Below are 18784 nucleotides of genomic sequence, written 5' to 3'. Positions count from 1 at the left end.
CGTGCTCACCGATGGTGTCGCACTCACCGATCACCATTGTCACGGCGTCGTCGCCGCGGATCTGGACCGTCCCGGCTTCGAGCGACTGCTCGGTGAAGGGGCGCACGGCACATTCGATTCTGCTATTGGCCTTGCCGTAAGACGTTGGTGCGCACCGATTCTCGACTTGGAGCCGCATGCCGATCCGGAAAGGTATCTGGCGCGCCGGGCCGAACTCGGTTGGCGTGCGGCGACTACCCGCCTGCTGCGCGCCTCCGGCACCACACGATGGTTTCTCGATACCGGATTCGGCGGTGGCCGAGCGGAATTCGCCGCGGTCGCCCCCGGCGAGGTGCGCGAGATCGTCCGGCTCGAACAGGTAGCCGAACAGGTAATCGCCGAAGTCAGCATCGCGACAATGCCTTTCGAGGATATCGAAACCACATTGCGCGGTCGGGCCCGAAATGCCGTCGGCCTCAAGACGATCGTGGCCTACCGCTACGGTCTGAACTTTCCCGTCACCGATGCCCTGCCATCGACGATCATCCACGAACTGCGCCTCACCGATCCGGCGACGCTCGGCTGGCTGGTCGGACTCGGTGCCCGCATCGGAGCGGAATTCGGCCTGCCGCTGCAGTTCCACACCGGATTCGGCGATACGGATCTGCGGCTCCAGCACACCGATCCGCTGCTGCTCACCGACTTCCTGCACGCCACCTCGGGCTCCGGATTATCGGTCATGCTGCTGCACTGCTGGCCCTTCCACCGCAATGCCGCCTACCTCGCGCACGCCTTCGACCATGTGCACCTCGACCTCGGCCTGACAATCCCCTACGTGGGACAACGTGCCTCGGCGGTACTCGGCGAAGCGCTCGAACTCGCGCCGTTCCGGTCGATGCTCTACTCCTCCGACGGCTACGGACTCCCCGAGCTGCACTACCTCGGCGCAGTGCTGTGGCGGCGCGGTCTCGGCCGCCTGCTGGACGAATGGATCGCCGACGACGCCATCACCCTCGCTGATGCCGAAGGGCTCGTCATCGCGATCGCCCGTGGAAATGCCGTACGCACCTACCCCTAGCGTGCGGCGGCGATGGCGGCGTCGAGTCCGTTGGACAGCTGGCTGGAGTCGAGTTTCTTGTCGTTGACGAAGACGGTCGGGGTGGCGTTGACGTCGCCGTTGAGGACCTGCTCGGTTTTGTCACGGAGATAGGTGTCGTATTTGCGATCGGTAATGCATTGGGCAACCGACGGGTCGGTGTAGCCCGCATTCTTGGCGATCTCGATGAGTTTGCTGTCCGGCAGCCCATTGCCGCCCTCGGCGGGCTGCTGTTCGAACATCGCGGCGAACCAGCCCTGGTACTTCGAATGATCTTGTCCAGCAACACAATACGACGCGTTTGCGGCGCGCGAGGAGTACTGGGTGCTGGAGGCGCGGTCCAAGAACGAGATGACGTCGTACTCGATGATTGCCGTGCCGTTCTTGGCGGCGTCTTCGAGCGTCTTGGCATTGCGTTTCTCGAATGATTTGCATGCGGGGCATTGCAGGTCCGCGACCACGCGAACGACGACCTTCGCGTTCGAATCGCCGACGCGGACCGCGCCGGTGGCGGTCACACCCGCCGGGGTTGTCCCGGAACTGGCGCCCGCGGCCGTCGCGGCACCCGAAATGACGTTGCTCTTCTGCACCACAACGACGCCGACAACGCCCACGACGACGAACAGCACTGCGGCAACCGCCACCAGAATGACGACGGCGCGGTTGCTGGACTGCGACGCCGACGGTGGACCCGCCCATCCACCCTGAGGGATGCTCACCGTAGTTTCACCATGCTTTCGCTCGCCGAATCTTTCCGCCCCGCACGATAGCGGTTGCGGAGCGCGGCATGCTCGTCCGGTAACTGACCATCGATAATGAAGTGCGCATGGACCTGCGGGAATCTAGCGTTGATGGGGAACAGACCGAAAGCAGAAAGGACGCTTCCCATGTTTCCCGTCGAGCTGCGCGGCACCAGGGCGCAGACGCTCATGTGGGCCAACGAGCACGAAATCGAGCAGTCCGCGCTGCGGCAGCTGCGGAATATCGCGCAACTGCCATGGGTCCACGGCGTCCGCGTCATGCCCGACGTGCACCTCGGCAAGGGTGCGACCGTCGGCTCCGTGATCGCCATGCGCGATGCCGTCGCACCCGCGGCCGTCGGCGTGGACATCGGCTGCGGCATGGAGAGCGTGCGGACCGACCTCACCGCCGCCGACCTGCCGGATAATCTGCATTCGCTGCGCTCGCGCATCGAGGCGGCGGTACCGGTGGGGTTCCAGTCGCACAAGGATGCGGTCGATGTCGCGAAGCTGGGCGCGCAGTTCGCCGCCTCACATGGCGAGCTGGCCAAGCACGTCGGTGGCTGGGCGCGTTTCTGGTCCGAGTTCGGCTCGCTGAATCCGGGCGTACAGGCACTGGAGTCCAAGGCGCACAAGCAGATCGGCTCGCTAGGCTCCGGCAACCACTTCATCGAGGTCTGCCTGGACGAGCACGACTCGGTGTGGGTCCTGCTGCACTCCGGCAGCCGCAATATCGGCAAGGAACTCGCCGAACGGCATATGACGGTCGCGCGCGCACTGCCGCACAACCAGGACCTACCCGATCGCGATCTGGCCGTATTCCTTTCCGGCACACCGGAAATGGAAGCCTACCGGCGCGATCTGACCTGGGCGCAGGAATACGCCGCACGTAACCGCGCGGTCATGCTGTCGCTCGTGTGCGGTGCCGTGCGCGCGGAATTCGCCGGGCGCGAGGTGCTTTTCGACGACCCGATCAGCTGTCATCACAATTATGTGGCGGAGGAGGAGATCGAGGGTGTGCCGATGCTGGTGACCCGTAAGGGCGCGGTGCGGGCGGGCGCAGGCGATCTGGCATTGATTCCGGGTTCGATGGGCACCCGCTCATATGTGGTGCGCGGCAAGGGAAATCCGGCTTCGTTCCAGTCCGCATCGCACGGTGCGGGTCGGCGGATGAGCCGGAACGCGGCGAAGAAGCAGTTCACCGTCGCGGATCTGATCGCGCAGACCGAGGGCGTGGAATCGCGCAAGGATGCGGGTGTGGTCGACGAGATCCCGGCCGCGTACAAGGACATCGACGAGGTCATCGCCGCGCAGCGCGACCTGGTCGATATCGTCGCGACGTTGCGTCAGGTGCTGTGTGTGAAGGGGTGATGCGATTCCCGAGCGGTCGTCGCACGCAGGTGTTGCGAAGATCGTGGAGCGGCGGTGTATTCGGTTCGCGCTGCTGAAATGGACGCGCATCATGCTGACGAGCCCAACCCACGACTTCCGCTGATTCGGAATCCGCCGGAATGTCGACCTGCCAGTGACCGTGCGAGTACGGTCGGATCCGGGATCTTAGGCCACGGAGGAGGTTTGGATCATGTTCGGTCGGAAAAGGGACACTGTCCGTGCGGAGCAGGTCGTTCTCGGAATGAGTGAGGCAGAGCTCGTCGCTTTGCTTGGACAGACGAAACGACAGTCGAGTACCGAAGACGTTCTCGCGGGCTACAAGTTCGTCGCAGGCGGTTCGAAGCTACCTCGTCAAAGATTCTTGACCTACCTCAACAAACCGCGCGGATATAACACCGATCTGGTGGTGCAGGATGGTCGGGTCGTTCGTGTCCGGCAGACATCGAGGCGATCGGGTGAGGTCATACGCGATGAAGAGGAGTAGGTCGCCCTACCGTTACAGTGGCGCGAAATGTTTCGCCACATCGCCAATAAGATCGAACACTTTGCGGTACAACGGGTTACGGTCGTCACAACAAGCTCCGGCACTTCGCGACGTCGGTTGACGAACACGGTCCGAGAACAGATTGCGGGACTTGCCGAAGCCTTCTAGACAAGGACCAGCAGCCGAATTGCGGTGGGAGCAGCCGCAATTCGTCCGCTCAGCGCCGCCGCAGCGTCCCGGCTACGCCAGCGCCGATCAGGAGCACGCCGAGGATGAATGCGTAGCCGCTCGTCACCCAGATGATCAGCGCTAACCGCATTTCGTCGGACAACATCGGTAGATCGTCGTGAATGATCCGCCAGGTGTCGTCCGGGAACAAGAAGTACACGAATCCCGGCACCGCACCCCAGACCAGCCCGGCCAGCACCGTGCCCGCCGGTGAGTACGCGGCGAGCGCGGCCACCAAGAGCAATAGCAGCGCCCCGCCGACGATCTGGAACGTCGACCCGGCCCGATTTGCCGCGGACCCGAGAATGACCCACTGCCGGGTATCCAGCGCCGCGTGCGCGGCAAGTCCGATCCCGACCGGCGTCACCACCAGACCGGTCAGTATGCCGAAAACGGTCCGCCCGAATCCACCGGTACTGCGGAATTGGGCACCGGGTGGCGACCAACCCGGCGGCGGCTCGTAGTTGGTCATGGCTGCCTCCTGCGCGGTCCCACGGTGCGGAGCAATCGTCTCATCCTATTGTCGGTTGCCCAGGGCTATTTCGCCGTTTCGGCCGCCCTGGCGGCGCCGGAGATATCGATGTCCACCGGTAACGATCGGGACCTTCGATCCCCTGAGCGGATACCGCGCGGCACGGTCGTCGGTATCGATGTCGGTGCCATCAGGCACGATGGAGCGCATGACCACCGCGGCCGGTACGTCACCGATCGACCTCACTTCTCCCGACCTGCGCGAGCGGGCCGAGGAGTTGCTGCGCGACCTGGCGGGTGCGCAAGCGCAACTGCGTGAGGATCAATGGACGGCGATCGAGGCGCTCATCGTGCAGCGACGACGGGCGCTGGTGGTGCAGCGCACCGGTTGGGGTAAATCGGCGGTGTATTTCATCGCGGCCAAGCTGCTGCGGCGAGCGGGGCGCGGGCCGACGGTGATCGTGTCGCCGCTGCTGGCGCTGATGCGCAACCAGGTCGCGGCCGCCGAACGGGCGGGTGTCGTCGCGGCGACCATCAACTCCGGCAATGTCACCGAATGGGATGAGATCCACGATCGGGTGGCGGCGGGCGCGGTGGATGTGCTGCTGGTCAGCCCGGAGCGACTGAACAATCCGGACTTCCGCGACCAGGTATTGCCCAAACTGGCCGCCGACGCCGGACTGGTCGTGATCGACGAGGCACACTGCGTCTCGGACTGGGGTCACGACTTCCGGCCCGACTACCGCCGCATCCGCACCCTGATCGCCGATCTCGGCTCCGATGTGCCGGTGCTCGCCACCACCGCGACTGCCAACGATCGGGTGGTCACCGACGTCGCCACCCAGATCGGTACCGACACGCTGGTGCTGCGGGGAACCTTGGATCGCGAATCACTGCACATGTCGGTGGTGCGTTTCGACGACGCCGTCGAGCGCACCGCATGGCTCAGCGGACACCTCGACAAGCTGGCCGGTTCCGGCATCGTCTACACCCTCACCGTCGCCGCCGCGCACGACCTCGCCGACGTGCTGAATTCGCACGGACACAATGTCGCCGCCTACACCGGGCAGACCGATACCGCCGAACGCGAGGCGCTGGAGGCGGCACTACTGAACAACGAGGTGAAGGCGCTCATCGCGACCTCGGCGCTCGGTATGGGCTTCGACAAACCCGATCTGGGTTTCGTGGTGCACGTCGGCGCACCATCCTCCCCCATCGCCTACTACCAGCAGGTGGGTCGTGCCGGTCGTGGCACCGATCGTGCCGAGGTAGTGCTGCTGCCCGGTCCGGAGGACGCCAGGATCTGGAGTTACTTTGCCTCCGTCGCCTTTCCACGCGAACACATCGTGCGCTCGGTACTCGACGCACTGGATTTCGACCGGGCCGTGTCGACCGTCGCACTCGAGCCCATGGTCGAACTGAACCGCTCGCGACTGGAAATGGTGCTCAAGGTGCTCGATGTGGACGGCGCGGTGCGGCGGGTCCGCGGCGGCTGGATCGCCACCGGGCAGCCGTGGACCTATGACACCGAGCGCTACGAACGTCTCGCCGCGGCCCGCGAAGTCGAACAGCAGGCGATGATCGACTATCAGCGCACCGCCGGCTGCCGGATGCAATTCCTGCGCCGCCAACTCGACGATCCCGGCTTGCCCGCACTCGAGGCCGACGCGCCCGGCTGCGGCCGCTGCGACAACTGCACGGGCACCCGCCTCGACACCACCATCGACTCCTCGGCCATCGCCGCGACCCGCGCCCGGCTGGACCGTCCCGGCCTCGATCTCGCCCCGCGCAAGCAGTGGCCGACCGGCATGGCGAAACTCGGTATTCCGTTGTCCGGCAAGATCACCAGCGGTGCGGAGACCGGACGTGCGCTGGGTCGGCTCACCGATCTCGGCTGGGGTCAGCGCCTGCGCGCCCTGCTGGACGCGCCCGACGATCCGGTTCCGGATGCGGTCTTCGACGCCTGCATCGCGGTGCTGCGCGAATGGAATTGGACGACGCGCCCGACCGCGGTAATGGCCCTCGAATCGCACCGCTATCCGGTGCTCACCGCCTCCCTCGCCGCCCGCCTCGCCGAAGTCGGCCGTTTGCGTGACCTCGGTACCTTGCAACTGCGTCCGGACCGGCCGCCGGTGTCCGCCGCGAACTCGGCACATCGGGTGGCGGGCCTGTTCGACTCCTGGCTGATTCCGGACCTGAGTTCGGTGGATGGTCCGATCCTGCTCGTCGACGCACTCTCCGATACCGGATGGACGCTGACCGTGGCCGCGCACGCCCTGCGCAACGCGGGCGCACCAGCAGTGCTGCCGTTCGCACTCGCCACCCAGACCTAGTCGGATTGGCTCGCGGTCGCCCATCTCCGCAAATCCGCTGTTTGCCAATTAGTAACTAACAAACTGGCGAACATTTGGCTATCTTACGTTTCGGACTGGGAATCATCGGTCACGATATGCGTATGTACTCGAACCTTCCCGCAAAGCGGCTGCTGGAGGAGGTCAAAGCGCGGTATGGCTCGGCCGAGGCATTCTTCGAATCCTTGGACAACCTGCGCATCGACCCGATGGCCGACACCACCGAGCTACCACCCATGCCGGAGCTGCGCGGGCTCGATTGAGCCTGCGCGTTCGGTCACCGAACGGGCCCTACTGGCGCGCGTCCGGTAGTCGAAGCGTCGGCGGATCCGGCTCGATCCGCAAGGTGTCGCTCAGGCTGTTGTCCGGTGGTATCGGCCTGCGCGGCTCGCGGACGCCCGCGGCGCCACCACCGGCCTCGCCTGGCCCCTGACCACCGCCTGCGGGCAGCGCGCCCCGGCCGAACAGTCGACGAATCGCTCGCATCAGCTTGGTCATCATCTCGCCAGTGTGCGCCCGTTCGCTCCGGATGGCATCGGTGTTCACAACCGGCGAAGCCGCGGGTCAGCGGGTCGCGGCGAGCAGTTCGACGATCTCGGCGGTGCTGCCGGTTTCGCCGAGGCGCGGGAAGATCTTGCTGATGCTGTGCCGGTGGGCCTCGGCATCGGAGTCGGTCATGGCGTCGACGGCCAGGGTGACGTGGTAGCCGTGTTCGTGCGCGGCGCGGGCGGTGGATTCGACGCCGATACTGGTGGCGATTCCGGCGAGCACGATCTGGGTGATGCCACGGCGACGCAGTTGCAGATCGAGGTCGGTGCCGTAGAACGCGCCCCAGTTGCGCTTGGTGACGTGGATATCCTCCGGATGGCCGGTGAGCTCGTCCACGATCCGGTCCCAACCCTCGGGCGGATTTCCGCCCGGATACGGAAATTCATTGCGCCCCTTCACCTGATCGGCACCATCGAGCGCGAACGAGACGCGGACAAGGACGACCGGCAGGCCGTGCTCCCGGAACGCGTGGGCGAGTGCGGCGGAATTCTCGATGACCGCGGCGGCCGAATGCGGTTGGCGCGGTGCGGCGACAATGCCTTGCTGGAGGTCGATGACGACCAGGGCGCTGCGTTCGTCGAGTGTGGTGACCGGCATGAATTACCCTTTCTTAGCTGAATTATTTTGGGACATAACAAGTTCAGGCGGAGTCGCGTCCGACCTGCGCGAGCGAGCGGTCGGAGAGCGTGACGAGGACCAGCAGCACCGAGACGACGAGCAGCAACAGTGCCAGCTCGTGCACTCCGGCACTGTCCGCGACGTGCGGGAATACCGCGGCATCGGCCGCGGCCGCGATCAGCGCACCGAGATACGTTCCGGTGCGCAATAATCCGGCCGACGACGCCATCCGCGCCGGATCGGCCTGGTGGTACAGGGCGTTCTGATTGGCGAGCCCGTTGAGTCCCTGCGGCAGACCGCTCAGCACACCGACCACCATGAGCAGCCAGATCCCGGTGTGCGGACCGAGTAGCAGCAGGCACGCACACGCCGCGACTTGCAGCAGACCACCGGCGACGAGTTTGCCGCGCACCTGGCGACGCCGCCCGGTGATCGCGGTAATCGCGATGGCGCTCAACGACATCGGCAAAAGCACCAGTCCGGCCACGGACGCACTCAGCGACCGTCCCTCCTCCAGCCATTGTGTAAAGCCGTACAGGAAGGCATAAGCCGTGACGAAGGCGAGCACCTGACGGCCATAGGTGGCCAGCAGCGGCGCATTGCCGCCGAGCACTCGCAGATCGATGAACGGCTGGGCAGCGCGCAACTCCCGCAGCACGAATCCGATACCCACCACACCAGCGAGCACGAGCAGATACCAGTGCGCGGCAGCTGGTTTCATCAGAAACAGCATCGAGGCGACCAGCGTTCCCGCGAACAACACCATGCCGGTGATATCCACGCCACCGCCCTGCCGTGCCCGCACGCTCGCGGGTAGTTCGGCCAATTTGGGCAAACTCATCCGCCCGAGCGCAAGACAAGCCAGCGATAACGGCACATTGATGGTGAAGATCAGCCGCCAACCGCCGATACCGATCAGCGCCCCACCCAGCGTCGGCCCGACCACCGCCATCACCTGATTGGCGATCGACAATACGGCGAGCACCCCGGCCGGACTCTGCGAACCGGTGCGCTCGGATTCGCTGCGCAACAAGAACATCGAGGCCGGATATGCCGCCGAGGTGCCGAAGCCGAGCAGCACCCTGGCCAGGATCAGGACACCGAGCCCCGGTGCGAAGGCACCGAGTACGCCCGCGATACCGACCAAAGCCGTACCGAGCAGATAGAGCGTGCGCGGCCCGTATCGGTCGACGAGCCGCCCGACCACCGGCTGCCCGACCGCGGTGGCCAGATACAGCGCCGACACCAGCCAGATGGTTTCCGATGGCGGCGCGCCGAACGCCTTGCCGATCGGCACCAGCGCCACCGCCAGCATCGAGGAGTTGATCGGATTCAGAATCGAGCCGAGAATCATCGGCGCGATCAGCCTGCGATCGAATCCCCCTGCAACAGTCGATGATTCGGAGCGCTCTTCGACAGCCGTCATGATTGCGCCACATCGTCCAGCAGTGCGAGCGCCTCGAGGATGGTGCGCCGCTGCGCCTCCGTATACCGCTCGTGCAGCGTGCGCGCCAACCACTCCTGACGCACCTGCCGGTCGCCGGTCAGTCGCGCGCGGCCCGCATCGGTCAGGGACAGTAATTGCCTGCGCCCGTCCGTGGGATCCGGACGACGCTCCACGAATCCGTAGCGATCCAGCGCCGCGACGGTCATCGCCATCGACTGCGGCCGCACCCGTTCGGCCGCCGCCAGATCACTGGTGGATGCCGCGCCGTCCCGATCCAAGCGACTCAGCACCGCCGTCTGGGAGGGGGTGAGGTCGTCATCGGTGGCCAGTTCGCGCAGGCGCCGCCGCAGCCTGCCGACGACCACCCGCACCTCACTGGCGGCTCGGACGGCCGATTCGGAGATCTTCTCGTCCATACCATCGACTCTAATTTATTCAGTCTCAACTGTACAGTTTCAACTACACAGTTAGAGCTGTATATCGCGCGGGATGCGCGCGGCGGACCCACTGAGCCGTTATCGTCGGACAGGTGGCCAGTAAGTCCGCATCGCCCGCTGTCGAACTCGATGTCGGCGACCGCACCGTCCGCATCTCCAACCCGGACCGGATCTACTTCCCGGAGTCCGGTGCGACCAAGCTCGACCTGGTGCAGTACTACCTGAGCGTCGGCGACGGCATCGTCCGCGCGCTGCGGAATAGGCCGTGCATGCTGCATCGGTTCCCCAAGGGGCTCGCGGGCGACAAGGTGCATCAGAAGCGGCTTCCCGCCGGCGCGCCGGACTGGATTCCCACCGTGCGCGTCTTATTTCCGCGTTACGGCCGACACGCGGACGAACTCTGCGTGGACAAGCTGGCCGATGTCATCTGGGCGGTGCAGATGTCCACGGTCGAATTCCATCCGTGGAACTCGCGCCGCGATGACACCGAACGACCCGACGAATGGCGCATCGACCTGGACCCGATGCCGGATTGCCCGTGGTCGCGGGTGCAGCGAGTCGCGGGCGTCGCGCAGGAAGTGCTCGACGAGCTGGGCGCGGTCGGCTGGCCGAAAACCTCCGGCGGCAAGGGCATGCACATTTATGTGCGCATCGCGCCGGAGTGGGGTTTCACCGAGGTGCGCCGAGCGGCGCTGGCTTTCGCGCACGAGGTCGAGCGCCGTGCACCCGACGATGTGACCACCACCTGGTGGCGCAAGGACCGCGATCCGAAACTGCTGTTCGTCGACTACAACCAGAACGCCCGCGACCACACCATCGCCGCCGCCTATTCGGTGCGCGGCGTCCCAGAGGCGACAGTGTCGACCCCTATCCGCTGGGACGAGATACCCGACGTCGACCCGCGCGACTTCACCATGAAGACGGTCCCCGCCCGCTTCGCCGAATTCGGCGATCTGCACGAGGGCATCGACGACGCGGTGTTCCGCATCGACCAGCTGCTGGAGTGGGCCGACCGCGACAATCTGGACGTCGACCTGGACGAGGACTGACCGCAGCCCAGTGGCCCCGGACCGGACAAAAGACACCGGTGCTACGGTTCGCTGCAGAGGCAGCCGCAGGCGCCGTGCCAGTGGTTTTGCCCGCGACAGGAGGTCGTCCATGAGCCCCGCCGAGGTTCCGGTGCCGGTCGCGATCGGCCCGTCGACGCCCCCGCCGACGTTACTGCGCAAGGCCGTCGTCGAGGGCGGCGCGACCGTCGCGGATCTGCCGCAGGCTCGTGCCTTGATCTGGGCGGGCGGGCCCGGCGAATTCCCGGACGAGTTGCCGCCGTCCGTCGAATGGGTGCAGCTGCCCGCGGCCGGTGTCGAGGACTGGTTCACCGCGGGCATTCTCGCTCGGCATCCGGAGGTTCGATTCACTTCCGCCGCAGGCGCTTTCGCCGCGAGCGTGGCCGAGCACGCACTGATGCTGCTGCTCGCCGGAGTGCGTTATCTGCCGGAGCACCTGCGGGCGGGAAGTTGGCGACAGTACGATTTCTTCCCGCATGTCGGCACATTGCACGGTAAGACGGTGACCATCGTCGGTGCGGGCGGGATCGGGCGAGCTCTGATTCCCATGCTCGTCCCACTCGGCGCGCACATCATCGCCGTCAATCGCTCCGGTCGCCCGGTGACCGGCCCCGGCATTCCGGACACCGTCGAGACCCTTCCGGCCGAACATCTCGCGCGCATTTGGCCGCGCACCGATCACGTGGTGATCGCCGCCCCCGCGACACCCGAGACGAAGCACCTGGTCGGGGCCGAGGAATTGGCCCGGTTGAAGCCGTCTTCCTGGGTGATCAATGTGGCGCGCGGCAGCCTCATCAATACCGACGCGCTGGTGGCCGCACTGGCCTCCGGCGCGATCGGCGGCGCCGGTCTCGATGTCACCGATCCCGAACCGCTGCCGGACGGCCACCCGCTCTGGGTGCTGCCGAATGCCATTGTCACACCGCATGATTCGAATCCCCCACAGTTGCGGCTCGCGGCTTTCGCGGACCATGTCGGAGCGAATGTGCAGCGCTTCACCACTGGGCGCGACCTGCTCGCTCCGATCGATACCGAACGAGGTTACTGACCCACCCAGGACCCAGGTCGGTGTCGGCTTTACGCGCACTGGTGATCCACCGCGGTGCGCGGCGACCTTCGGCACCCTGTCGCGAAGGCCGAACGGGCAGCGCCGCATTCCTTCGGATTGATCGAGACCTGGCCGACAATGGCCGCGCCACAAAAAGCCCGTTTTGAATGTGCCATTGACAACTGGCACATTCATGCCTGACGCTTAGCTCATGACAAGGTCAACGAGGACCTCGGTCCCCGGCGTTCCGACGGTGCCGTCGGCACGGTCCAGACTCGCTGCCGCGGCATGCGAGATCGGACTGCGGCCGCTGAACAATGCGGTACCCATGAACGCACCGGGAGTGTGGTTCGCACGCAAGCTGATCGCGACGATCATGGCCACGGCGGGTCCGACCCCGCGTGACATATCCGTCGTCCAGGTCAGGTCCGGAGCTGTCCGCGGCGAATGGGTCCGCGCACCCGGTGTGGATTTCGGACAGCGCGCCATCTACTACATCCACGGCAGCGGCTACGTCCTCTGCTCGGCCCGCACCCACCGCGGCCTGGCCGCACAACTGTCGAAGAAGACCGGACTGCCGGTCTTCCTCACCGACTACCGGCTCGCGCCGGAGCATCGGTTTCCGGCCGCCGCCGATGATGTCGAGGCCGGATACCGCTGGCTGCTCGACCGCGGTTTCGCCGCCCAAGACCTGGTAATCGCCTGCGATTCCGCGGGTGGGCATCTGGCACTGGATCTGCTGATCGAGAACGACCGCCACGCCCGGCCGCAACCCGCCGCCGTCGCGATGTTCTCCCCGCTGATCGATCTCACCCTCGGCTTGGCCGCCGAACAGGAACGGCGGCAACGGGATCCGGTCATCTCGGCCCGCGCGGCCGGCCGACTCCCCCACGCCTACACCCGCGACCTGCCCGCGGACGCACCGCGCCTGCGGCTACGAATTCCGCCGGGCATGGCCATGCCACCGCTGCTGATCCAGGCGGGCGGCGCCGAAATGCTCTGCGCCGACGCCGGACACCTGCACGCGATGGTGCGCGATGCGGGCGGCGACTGCGCACTCGAGATCTGGCCGGGCCAGGTGCACGTCTTCCAGGCATTGCCGCTACTGGTTCCGGAGGCGGACAAGGCATTGGATCGGGCCGCCGAATTCCTGCGTACCGCACTGATTTCCCAAACCGTCACGAAGAAGGTGAGCTGAGATGTTCGGACTGGAAAGGCTCATTCCGATCGGCATCCGTCCGCGGCGCAGCCACGGCGCCCGCGCGGTGGTGACCGGTGCGGGCAGCGGTATCGGCCGGGCCTTCGCACTCGAAATCGCCGAACGCGGTGGACAGGTGATCTGCGCCGATATCGATGAATCCCGCGCCGATGAGACAGTCGCCCTCATCGAGCGCAGTCATCCGGGTGCCGCGCATGCGTTCCGCTGCGATGTTTCGCGGCGCGAGGAGGTGGAAGTGCTTGCGCGCTTCGCCGAATCGCTGTTCGAACGCCCGGTCACGCTGGTGGTCAACAATGCCGGTGTCGGCATCGGCGGAAAGCCGGTCGGCGAAATCGGTTTCGACGACTGGGAGTGGGCGCTCGGCATCAACCTGTGGGGTGTGGTGCACGGATGCGAGATCTTCGCACCGCAACTACGTGCCGCCCGCCGCGGCGGCATCATCAATGTCGCCTCCGCGGCCGCCTTCGCTGCCGCACCATCGATGGCGGTCTACAACGCGTCCAAGGCCGCGGTGCTTTCGCTCTCGGAGACCATGGCCGCCGAGATGAGCGGCACCGGAGTCGCGGTCACCGTGCTGTGCCCGACCTTCGTCAAGACGAATGTGGCTCGCGACGGCCGCATCACACCGCAATCGGCCCGGTTGGCCGACACCCTCATGCGCCTGACCGGCTTCTCTCCCGACAGTGTCGCGCGCACCGCCCTCGACGCCCACGACCGCGGGCAGCTGTATGTGCTGCCGCAACTGGACGCGCACCTCATCTGGCGGCTCAAGCGCTACTTCCCCGCCCAGTACACCTACGCCCTCGGACTCCTGGATCGGCTACTGCCACAGGAGAACTCGACCACCACGGACCGGTCTCCGGTCTCCGATAAGACGGGAGTCTGATCATGGCCAACGGTATGGACTTCGACGACATGCTCCGCAAGATCAAGGATCGCCAATGGGCGCTGGCCGATATCGACTGGGATGCCCCCGGCGCGGAAATGATTTCGCCCGAACTGCACGCCAAACTCGAGCCGTTCATGGCCGATCTGATGTGGATCGAGAATGTCGGTGCGCGCGGCTTCGCCGCCATGGCGAAGAAGGCGCCGACCGAAACGCTGCGCGAGATCTACCGCTACTTCCACGCCGAGGAGCAGAAGCACGCCAATGCCGAACTCGCCCTGATGCGGCGCTGGGGCATGCTCGACGGTGATGAGATTCCGCAGCCGAATGTGAACGTCAAACTGGTCATCGACTTCCTGGACCAGTACTCCGACGATATGTCGCTGTCGTTCCTGGGCACGGTGATTCCGATGCTGGAGGTCGCCCTCGACGGTGCACTGATCAAGTTCATCATGGACGAGATCGAGGATCCGATCTGCCAGGAGGCCTTCAAGAAGATCAATGCCGACGAATCCCGGCATCTGGCCGTGGATTTCGCGGTGATGGATCTGCTGGGCCACGCACAGATGCGCAAGCTGCTCATCGATCTGGTGGGCGGGTGGGCCAAGCCGACGTTCATCATCGGCGTGCTGAGCTATGTGCCGCTGCTGAACAAGATGCGCGACAACATCGTCGAGATGGGCGTCGACGAGGAGAAGTTGTACGCGGCGCTGAAGCGCTACGCGAATGTCGGCGAGCGCAGTGAATTCGCGCGCAGGCTGCCGATGTATCAGATCGTGAAGATGCACGGCGGCTGGGTGATCAACCGCGGCCACCCCTATCACCTGCTGGCCGACGCACTGGTCAAGATCACCGCCCGGGTACCGAAGCGGCTGCTGCGCCCGCAGCCGACCTGGTCCAAGGAACTCACGTACGAGCCTGCGGCATGACGAGGGACGAGATGAATACAGCATCGCGCAGCGATTCGATGAGGGGCGACAGTCGGGCGACGGGTGGGCATACGTTGGATGTCGCCATTATCGGCGGCGGATTCGCCGGTATCGGCGCCGCGATTCGCCTGAAGCAAAAGGGAATCGGCGATTTCGCGATCTTCGAACGCGGCGCCGCGATCGGCGGGACCTGGCGCGACAACACCTATCCCGGCGCGGCGTGCGATATTCCGTCGCGGCTGTACTCCTACAGTTTCGCGCCGAACCCGAATTGGTCGCACACCTACTCCGGCAGCAGCGAAATTCTCGGCTATATCGAGTCGATGGCCGCGAAGTTCGGACTGCACAAGCACTTCCGCTTCCGCCACGATGTCACCGGAATCGCGTTCGACGAGGACGCCGGGGTCTGGCACATCACGATCGAGGATCACGCGGAGACCGTCCGCGCCAGAGCGGTGGTGTTGGCCGCCGGGCCACTGGCCAATGCGAGTCTGCCGAACATTCCCGGCATCGAGGATTACCGGGGACACAAGATCCACAGTGCCCGTTGGGATCACGACTACGACTTCACCGGTAAGAAGGTCGCGGTCGTCGGCACCGGGGCCAGTGCGGTGCAGATCATTCCGGAGCTGGTGGAGCGGGCGGCCTCGGTCAAGGTGTTCCAGCGGACGCCGGGATGGGTACTGCCCCGGGTCAACCGGCGGACCACCCCGCTGACCAAGCAGCTCTACCGCCGGGTGCCCGCGGCCGAATCTCTCTCGCGCCTGGCCTGGTTCTACGGGCACGAATCCGTCGCGCTCGGTGTGGTCTGGAATACCCCGCTGACCAGGGTCGTCGAGCTGGTCGGGCGGGCCCAACTACGCAGGCAGGTGAAGGATCCGTGGCTGCGCCGCCAGCTCACCCCGGATTTCCGGGCCGGATGCAAACGACTGCTGATGACCGACGACTATTACCCGGCCCTGCAACGCGACAACTGCAAGCTTGTCGCCTGGCCGATCGCCCGCATCGCCGAACACGGCATCCGCACCGCGGAAGGCATTGAGCACCAAGCCGATTGCATCGTCTTCGCCACCGGATTCGATGTCTCCAAGACCGGCACGCCCATCCCGGTGGTCGGGCGGGACGGGCGGGTACTCGCCGACGAGTGGCACCGCGGCGCATATGCGTACAAGAGCATCGCGGTTTCCGGGTATCCGAATCTGTTCTTCACCTTCGGGCCGAATTCGGGGCCGGGACACAATTCGGCACTGGTGTACATGGAGGCCCAGATCGACTATCTGGTGAGCGCGATCGGCACCATCCTGGACCGGAATCTACGCATGCTCGATGTGCGCAAGGACCGGCAGGACCGCTACAACGCGGCGATCCAGCGCCGCCTGGGCAGCACCACGTGGAATTCCGGCTGCCGCAGTTGGTATCTCACCGAGGACGGGTTCAATGCGACCATGTATCCGGGTTTCGCCACCCAGTACGTGGGCCAGCTGCGGACCGTGAACCTCGACGACTACCACGTCGTACCCACCGCGCGCACAACAAAGCCGCGGATCGCGGCGGTTTCCTAGGTGACGGGCACTGGTGGCCGGGACGCTAGACTCGGTCGGTTCGAAGACCACATTCCGGCCGCCGGTGCAAGCGTGCCCTAGTCGCTATGGGAGGTGATATCGGTGCCGGAGTATCGGATCGATGATCTCGCCCGCGCTGCGGGCACCACGAGCCGGAATGTGCGCGCCTACCAGGAGCGCGGACTGCTACCGCCCCCGGTCGGCAAGGACGGGCGCGCCAGCATCTACGACGATTCGCATCTGGAGCGGCTGCGACTCATCGACGCACTGCTGCAACGCGGCTTCACCACCGCCCATATCGCCGATTTCATCACCAGCTGGGAGACCGGCAAGGACCTCACCGAGGTGCTCGGCCTGCAGCATGCGGTGACGGCCAGCTGGGCCAAGGACGAAACCTTCGAGGTGCCCCGCGAACTGATCGGGACCATTCTCGGCACCGATACCGACGAACTCGTCGACCGGCTCGCGGAGATGAAGCTCGTGCGGATCGAGGGCGATACCGTCGCCTTCACCGATACCGCACTGCTCACCTCATTCGCCGAATTGCACGAATACGGCCTGGAACTGCGCACGCTGATCGAGATCTACGCCAAGGTCGCCGACCGCATCGACGACATCACCCACATCATGATCACGGCCGCCAAAGAGCACATCGTCGACGAACACGGGCCCGGCTGGCTGCCGGAGACCAGCAGCGAAATCGCCGACACCACAACGATGCTCAACAAAATGCGCGAACTGGCCGTCGCCTCGGTGCACGCCACCCTGGCCCGGTCGCTCGATGTCACGCTGCGGCGCGAGTTGGGCGATTACCTCGCCACCGCCGCGGAGCGCGAACGCGGACGTACCGGTTCATTGCCCGACGCGCCTTGACCGCCAGCGAAATTCGCTGGGGTGTGCGTTGGTTTCGGGGGTTCACGCCGCCGATTGTCCGAGCTCGGGCCGGCCGAGCGTTTCGGCTCGACAGGCTCGGTGCTCCGGGCACAGATAGGCAAATCCGGGCCGGATGAATGCCGGGTCCAGTCGCTGTGCGAACGTCAAGTTTTCGCGACGCCAGCAATCGCCGCATACCACTGTGTTCATGTGGCACCTCATTCCGCTCACGGGACGTGTCACCAGGAATTCCCAATTCCAGCGGAATCAATGCCATGTGCGCCCATGGCAACACAACCGTTACTTCGGACCCGGTTCGTGCTCACCCAGGCCGCGATCTGGCCGCGGTTGGCGAATCCCGGCTCGGTCAGGATGTGTTGGACGTGGTTCTGCGCAGTGCGCTCGGATAACGTCAGTTCGGTCGCGATTTCGTGGTTGCTTACCGGCGGCGGCGAGGGCGGCGACTTCGCGTTCCGTGGTGAGAGCGACGCGCGGTTCAGCGGTGTCGCGGCGAGGGCGCGCAGGCGCTGCACCCAGGAGCCATACCGTAGGACTCCGCCAGTGGCAGTGCGGATTTGGCCATGCTCGGGCCGTCCTCGGTGGCGCCGCGGCGGATCAGGAGGTCGGCCAAGGCCTGTCGCCACAGCCAGAACGGCGGTGCGTCGGGCAGTTCCGAGTGTGCGCACGTTCGAATGCCGGGAACAGCCGTTCGGCCGCATATCGGCCGCCGCCGCCGATTCCCAGACATCGACGATGTGCAACGCCCCGTCGGGAACCCGACGATATTCAGCAATTGCCCCGCGATCGGCTCCCCCGAGTTGGGCCACGACAGGATTTCATCCGGCTCTACGGCGGCTGAGGCATTTCAGATCTTGCGATAGGGCGAGTCTCTGTCGACACTGGATCGGTCGAAGTCTCGCGAGTGCAGGAGCCAACATGGCCGTCACAGCTGTTCGTCGTATCTCGTCCGGGTTCGCGGTTCTCACCGCCGTCGTTGCGTTGGGAGGTGGGTCGTTGCTGGCGTCCGGCGCCGCCGTCGGCGCACCGGGGGATGTCACCACCACGGTGACGCTATCGGGGCAGGCGGCCACCGGATGCACGACGCAGGTGAAGGCAACGGTGGCAGGGAGTTCCGCGCTCGGACTCGGGAATTACATTCCGCCCGTGGAGTTCTGGGATGACGGAACGTTCCTCGGGAGTGTCACGCCGACGGTGAACAAGGCGACGCCGTCGAACGGTGTTTCGTTGACCGCCCAGGTCGATTGGAAGCCCGCCACGACCGGTAATCACACGGTGCGGGCGAAGTATGTGGGCGGCAATTACACGCCGGAGTCGGAGGGCTCGGTTGTGGTGCGCGTCGGGACGGGCATCGATCTCGGGTCGGCATGCTTGCCGACCGGCTGAAACC

18 protein-coding genes are annotated in these 18784 nt (G+C 65.5%); 12 read left to right on the top strand and 6 right to left on the bottom strand.

Annotated elements, in window-relative coordinates; translation table 11 throughout:
- Position 1: 1 nt before the first annotated feature.
- The gene (locus tag ACIBW7_RS11930; RefSeq protein WP_397046256.1) at positions 2 to 1057 is read left to right on the top strand and encodes an amidohydrolase family protein; all 1056 of its coding nucleotides are present in this window, start codon (positions 2 to 4) and stop codon (positions 1055 to 1057) included.
- Here the strand turns inward: ACIBW7_RS11930 and ACIBW7_RS11925 are convergent.
- Positions 1054 to 1794, bottom strand: coding sequence for a DsbA family protein (locus tag ACIBW7_RS11925; RefSeq protein ID WP_397046255.1), 741 nt, complete (start codon positions 1792 to 1794; stop codon positions 1054 to 1056). The genes ACIBW7_RS11930 and ACIBW7_RS11925 overlap by 4 nt on opposite strands.
- A 168-nt stretch (positions 1795 to 1962) precedes the next feature.
- On the opposite strand from ACIBW7_RS11925, the gene ACIBW7_RS11920 reads away from it, so the two are divergent.
- Complete coding sequence (locus ACIBW7_RS11920; RefSeq protein WP_397046254.1) at positions 1963 to 3186, top strand: RtcB family protein; 1224 nt, start codon at positions 1963 to 1965, stop codon at positions 3184 to 3186.
- Between the two features lie 722 nt (positions 3187 to 3908).
- Here ACIBW7_RS11920 and ACIBW7_RS11915 read toward each other — a convergent pair.
- Entirely contained in the window at positions 3909 to 4391 is a 483-nt protein-coding gene (locus tag ACIBW7_RS11915; protein WP_397046253.1) for a hypothetical protein, read from the bottom strand.
- Positions 4392 to 4599: 208 nt separating this feature from the next.
- Here ACIBW7_RS11915 and ACIBW7_RS11910 point away from each other — a divergent pair, with 208 nt between their 5' ends.
- Positions 4600 to 6723 (top strand): RecQ family ATP-dependent DNA helicase, encoded by a 2124-nt coding sequence (locus ACIBW7_RS11910; protein WP_397046252.1) that lies wholly within the window; start codon positions 4600 to 4602, stop codon positions 6721 to 6723.
- A gap of 122 nt (positions 6724 to 6845) precedes the next feature.
- Entirely contained in the window at positions 6846 to 7004 is a 159-nt protein-coding gene (locus ACIBW7_RS11905) for a hypothetical protein (protein WP_397046251.1), read from the top strand.
- Positions 7005 to 7032: 28 nt separating this feature from the next.
- On the opposite strand, the gene ACIBW7_RS11900 is transcribed toward ACIBW7_RS11905, so the two are convergent.
- The 4 genes from ACIBW7_RS11900 to ACIBW7_RS11885 form a co-directional block, all read right to left on the bottom strand.
- Positions 7033 to 7242, bottom strand: coding sequence for a hypothetical protein (locus ACIBW7_RS11900; RefSeq protein WP_397046250.1), 210 nt, complete (start codon positions 7240 to 7242; stop codon positions 7033 to 7035).
- 63 nt (positions 7243 to 7305) lie between these two features.
- Positions 7306 to 7887: a hydrolase gene (locus tag ACIBW7_RS11895; protein ID WP_397046249.1), complete on the bottom strand. Its 582-nt coding sequence runs from the start codon at positions 7885 to 7887 to the stop codon at positions 7306 to 7308.
- 43 nt (positions 7888 to 7930) lie between these two features.
- Positions 7931 to 9334: an MFS transporter gene (locus ACIBW7_RS11890; RefSeq protein WP_397046248.1), complete on the bottom strand. Its 1404-nt coding sequence runs from the start codon at positions 9332 to 9334 to the stop codon at positions 7931 to 7933.
- On the bottom strand, positions 9331 to 9771 hold the full coding sequence (locus ACIBW7_RS11885) for a MarR family winged helix-turn-helix transcriptional regulator (RefSeq protein WP_397046247.1): 441 nt from the start codon (positions 9769 to 9771) through the stop codon (positions 9331 to 9333). The genes ACIBW7_RS11890 and ACIBW7_RS11885 overlap by 4 nt, the downstream gene beginning before the upstream one ends.
- 113 nt (positions 9772 to 9884) lie before the next feature.
- Between ACIBW7_RS11885 and ligD the strand changes: the two genes are divergently transcribed.
- From ligD to ACIBW7_RS11845, 8 genes are all read left to right on the top strand, one after another.
- Complete coding sequence (gene ligD / locus ACIBW7_RS11880; RefSeq protein ID WP_397046246.1) at positions 9885 to 10841, top strand: non-homologous end-joining DNA ligase; 957 nt, start codon at positions 9885 to 9887, stop codon at positions 10839 to 10841.
- Between the two features lie 109 nt (positions 10842 to 10950).
- Positions 10951 to 11907 carry a D-isomer specific 2-hydroxyacid dehydrogenase family protein gene (locus tag ACIBW7_RS11875; protein ID WP_397046245.1) on the top strand — a complete coding sequence of 319 codons (957 nt, stop codon included), beginning with the start codon at positions 10951 to 10953 and terminating at the stop codon, positions 11905 to 11907.
- A gap of 211 nt (positions 11908 to 12118) precedes the next feature.
- Complete coding sequence (locus ACIBW7_RS11870) at positions 12119 to 13105, top strand: alpha/beta hydrolase (protein WP_397046244.1); 987 nt, start codon at positions 12119 to 12121, stop codon at positions 13103 to 13105.
- 1 nt (position 13106) lies between these two features.
- Positions 13107 to 14012 carry an SDR family NAD(P)-dependent oxidoreductase gene (locus ACIBW7_RS11865; RefSeq protein WP_397046243.1) on the top strand — a complete coding sequence of 302 codons (906 nt, stop codon included), beginning with the start codon at positions 13107 to 13109 and terminating at the stop codon, positions 14010 to 14012.
- Positions 14013 to 14014: 2 nt separating this feature from the next.
- Complete coding sequence (locus tag ACIBW7_RS11860) at positions 14015 to 14941, top strand: ferritin-like domain-containing protein (RefSeq protein WP_397046242.1); 927 nt, start codon at positions 14015 to 14017, stop codon at positions 14939 to 14941.
- A 38-nt stretch (positions 14942 to 14979) separates the two neighbouring features.
- The gene (locus ACIBW7_RS11855) at positions 14980 to 16503 is read left to right on the top strand and encodes a flavin-containing monooxygenase (protein WP_397046553.1); all 1524 of its coding nucleotides are present in this window, start codon (positions 14980 to 14982) and stop codon (positions 16501 to 16503) included.
- Between the two features lie 102 nt (positions 16504 to 16605).
- Complete coding sequence (locus ACIBW7_RS11850; RefSeq protein WP_397046241.1) at positions 16606 to 17376, top strand: MerR family transcriptional regulator; 771 nt, start codon at positions 16606 to 16608, stop codon at positions 17374 to 17376.
- Between the two features lie 936 nt (positions 17377 to 18312).
- Positions 18313 to 18780, top strand: a complete 468-nt coding sequence (locus ACIBW7_RS11845; RefSeq protein ID WP_397046240.1) for a hypothetical protein — start codon at positions 18313 to 18315, stop codon at positions 18778 to 18780.
- The last annotated feature ends 4 nt before the right edge of the window (positions 18781 to 18784 follow it).

The sequence above is a fragment of the Nocardia sp. NPDC049526 genome (genome assembly GCF_044465765.1).
GTDB lineage: Bacteria > Actinomycetota > Actinomycetes > Mycobacteriales > Mycobacteriaceae > Nocardia.
The sequence above is the reverse complement of the archived record's forward strand: the minus strand, read 5'-3'. Positions and strand labels throughout refer to the sequence as shown.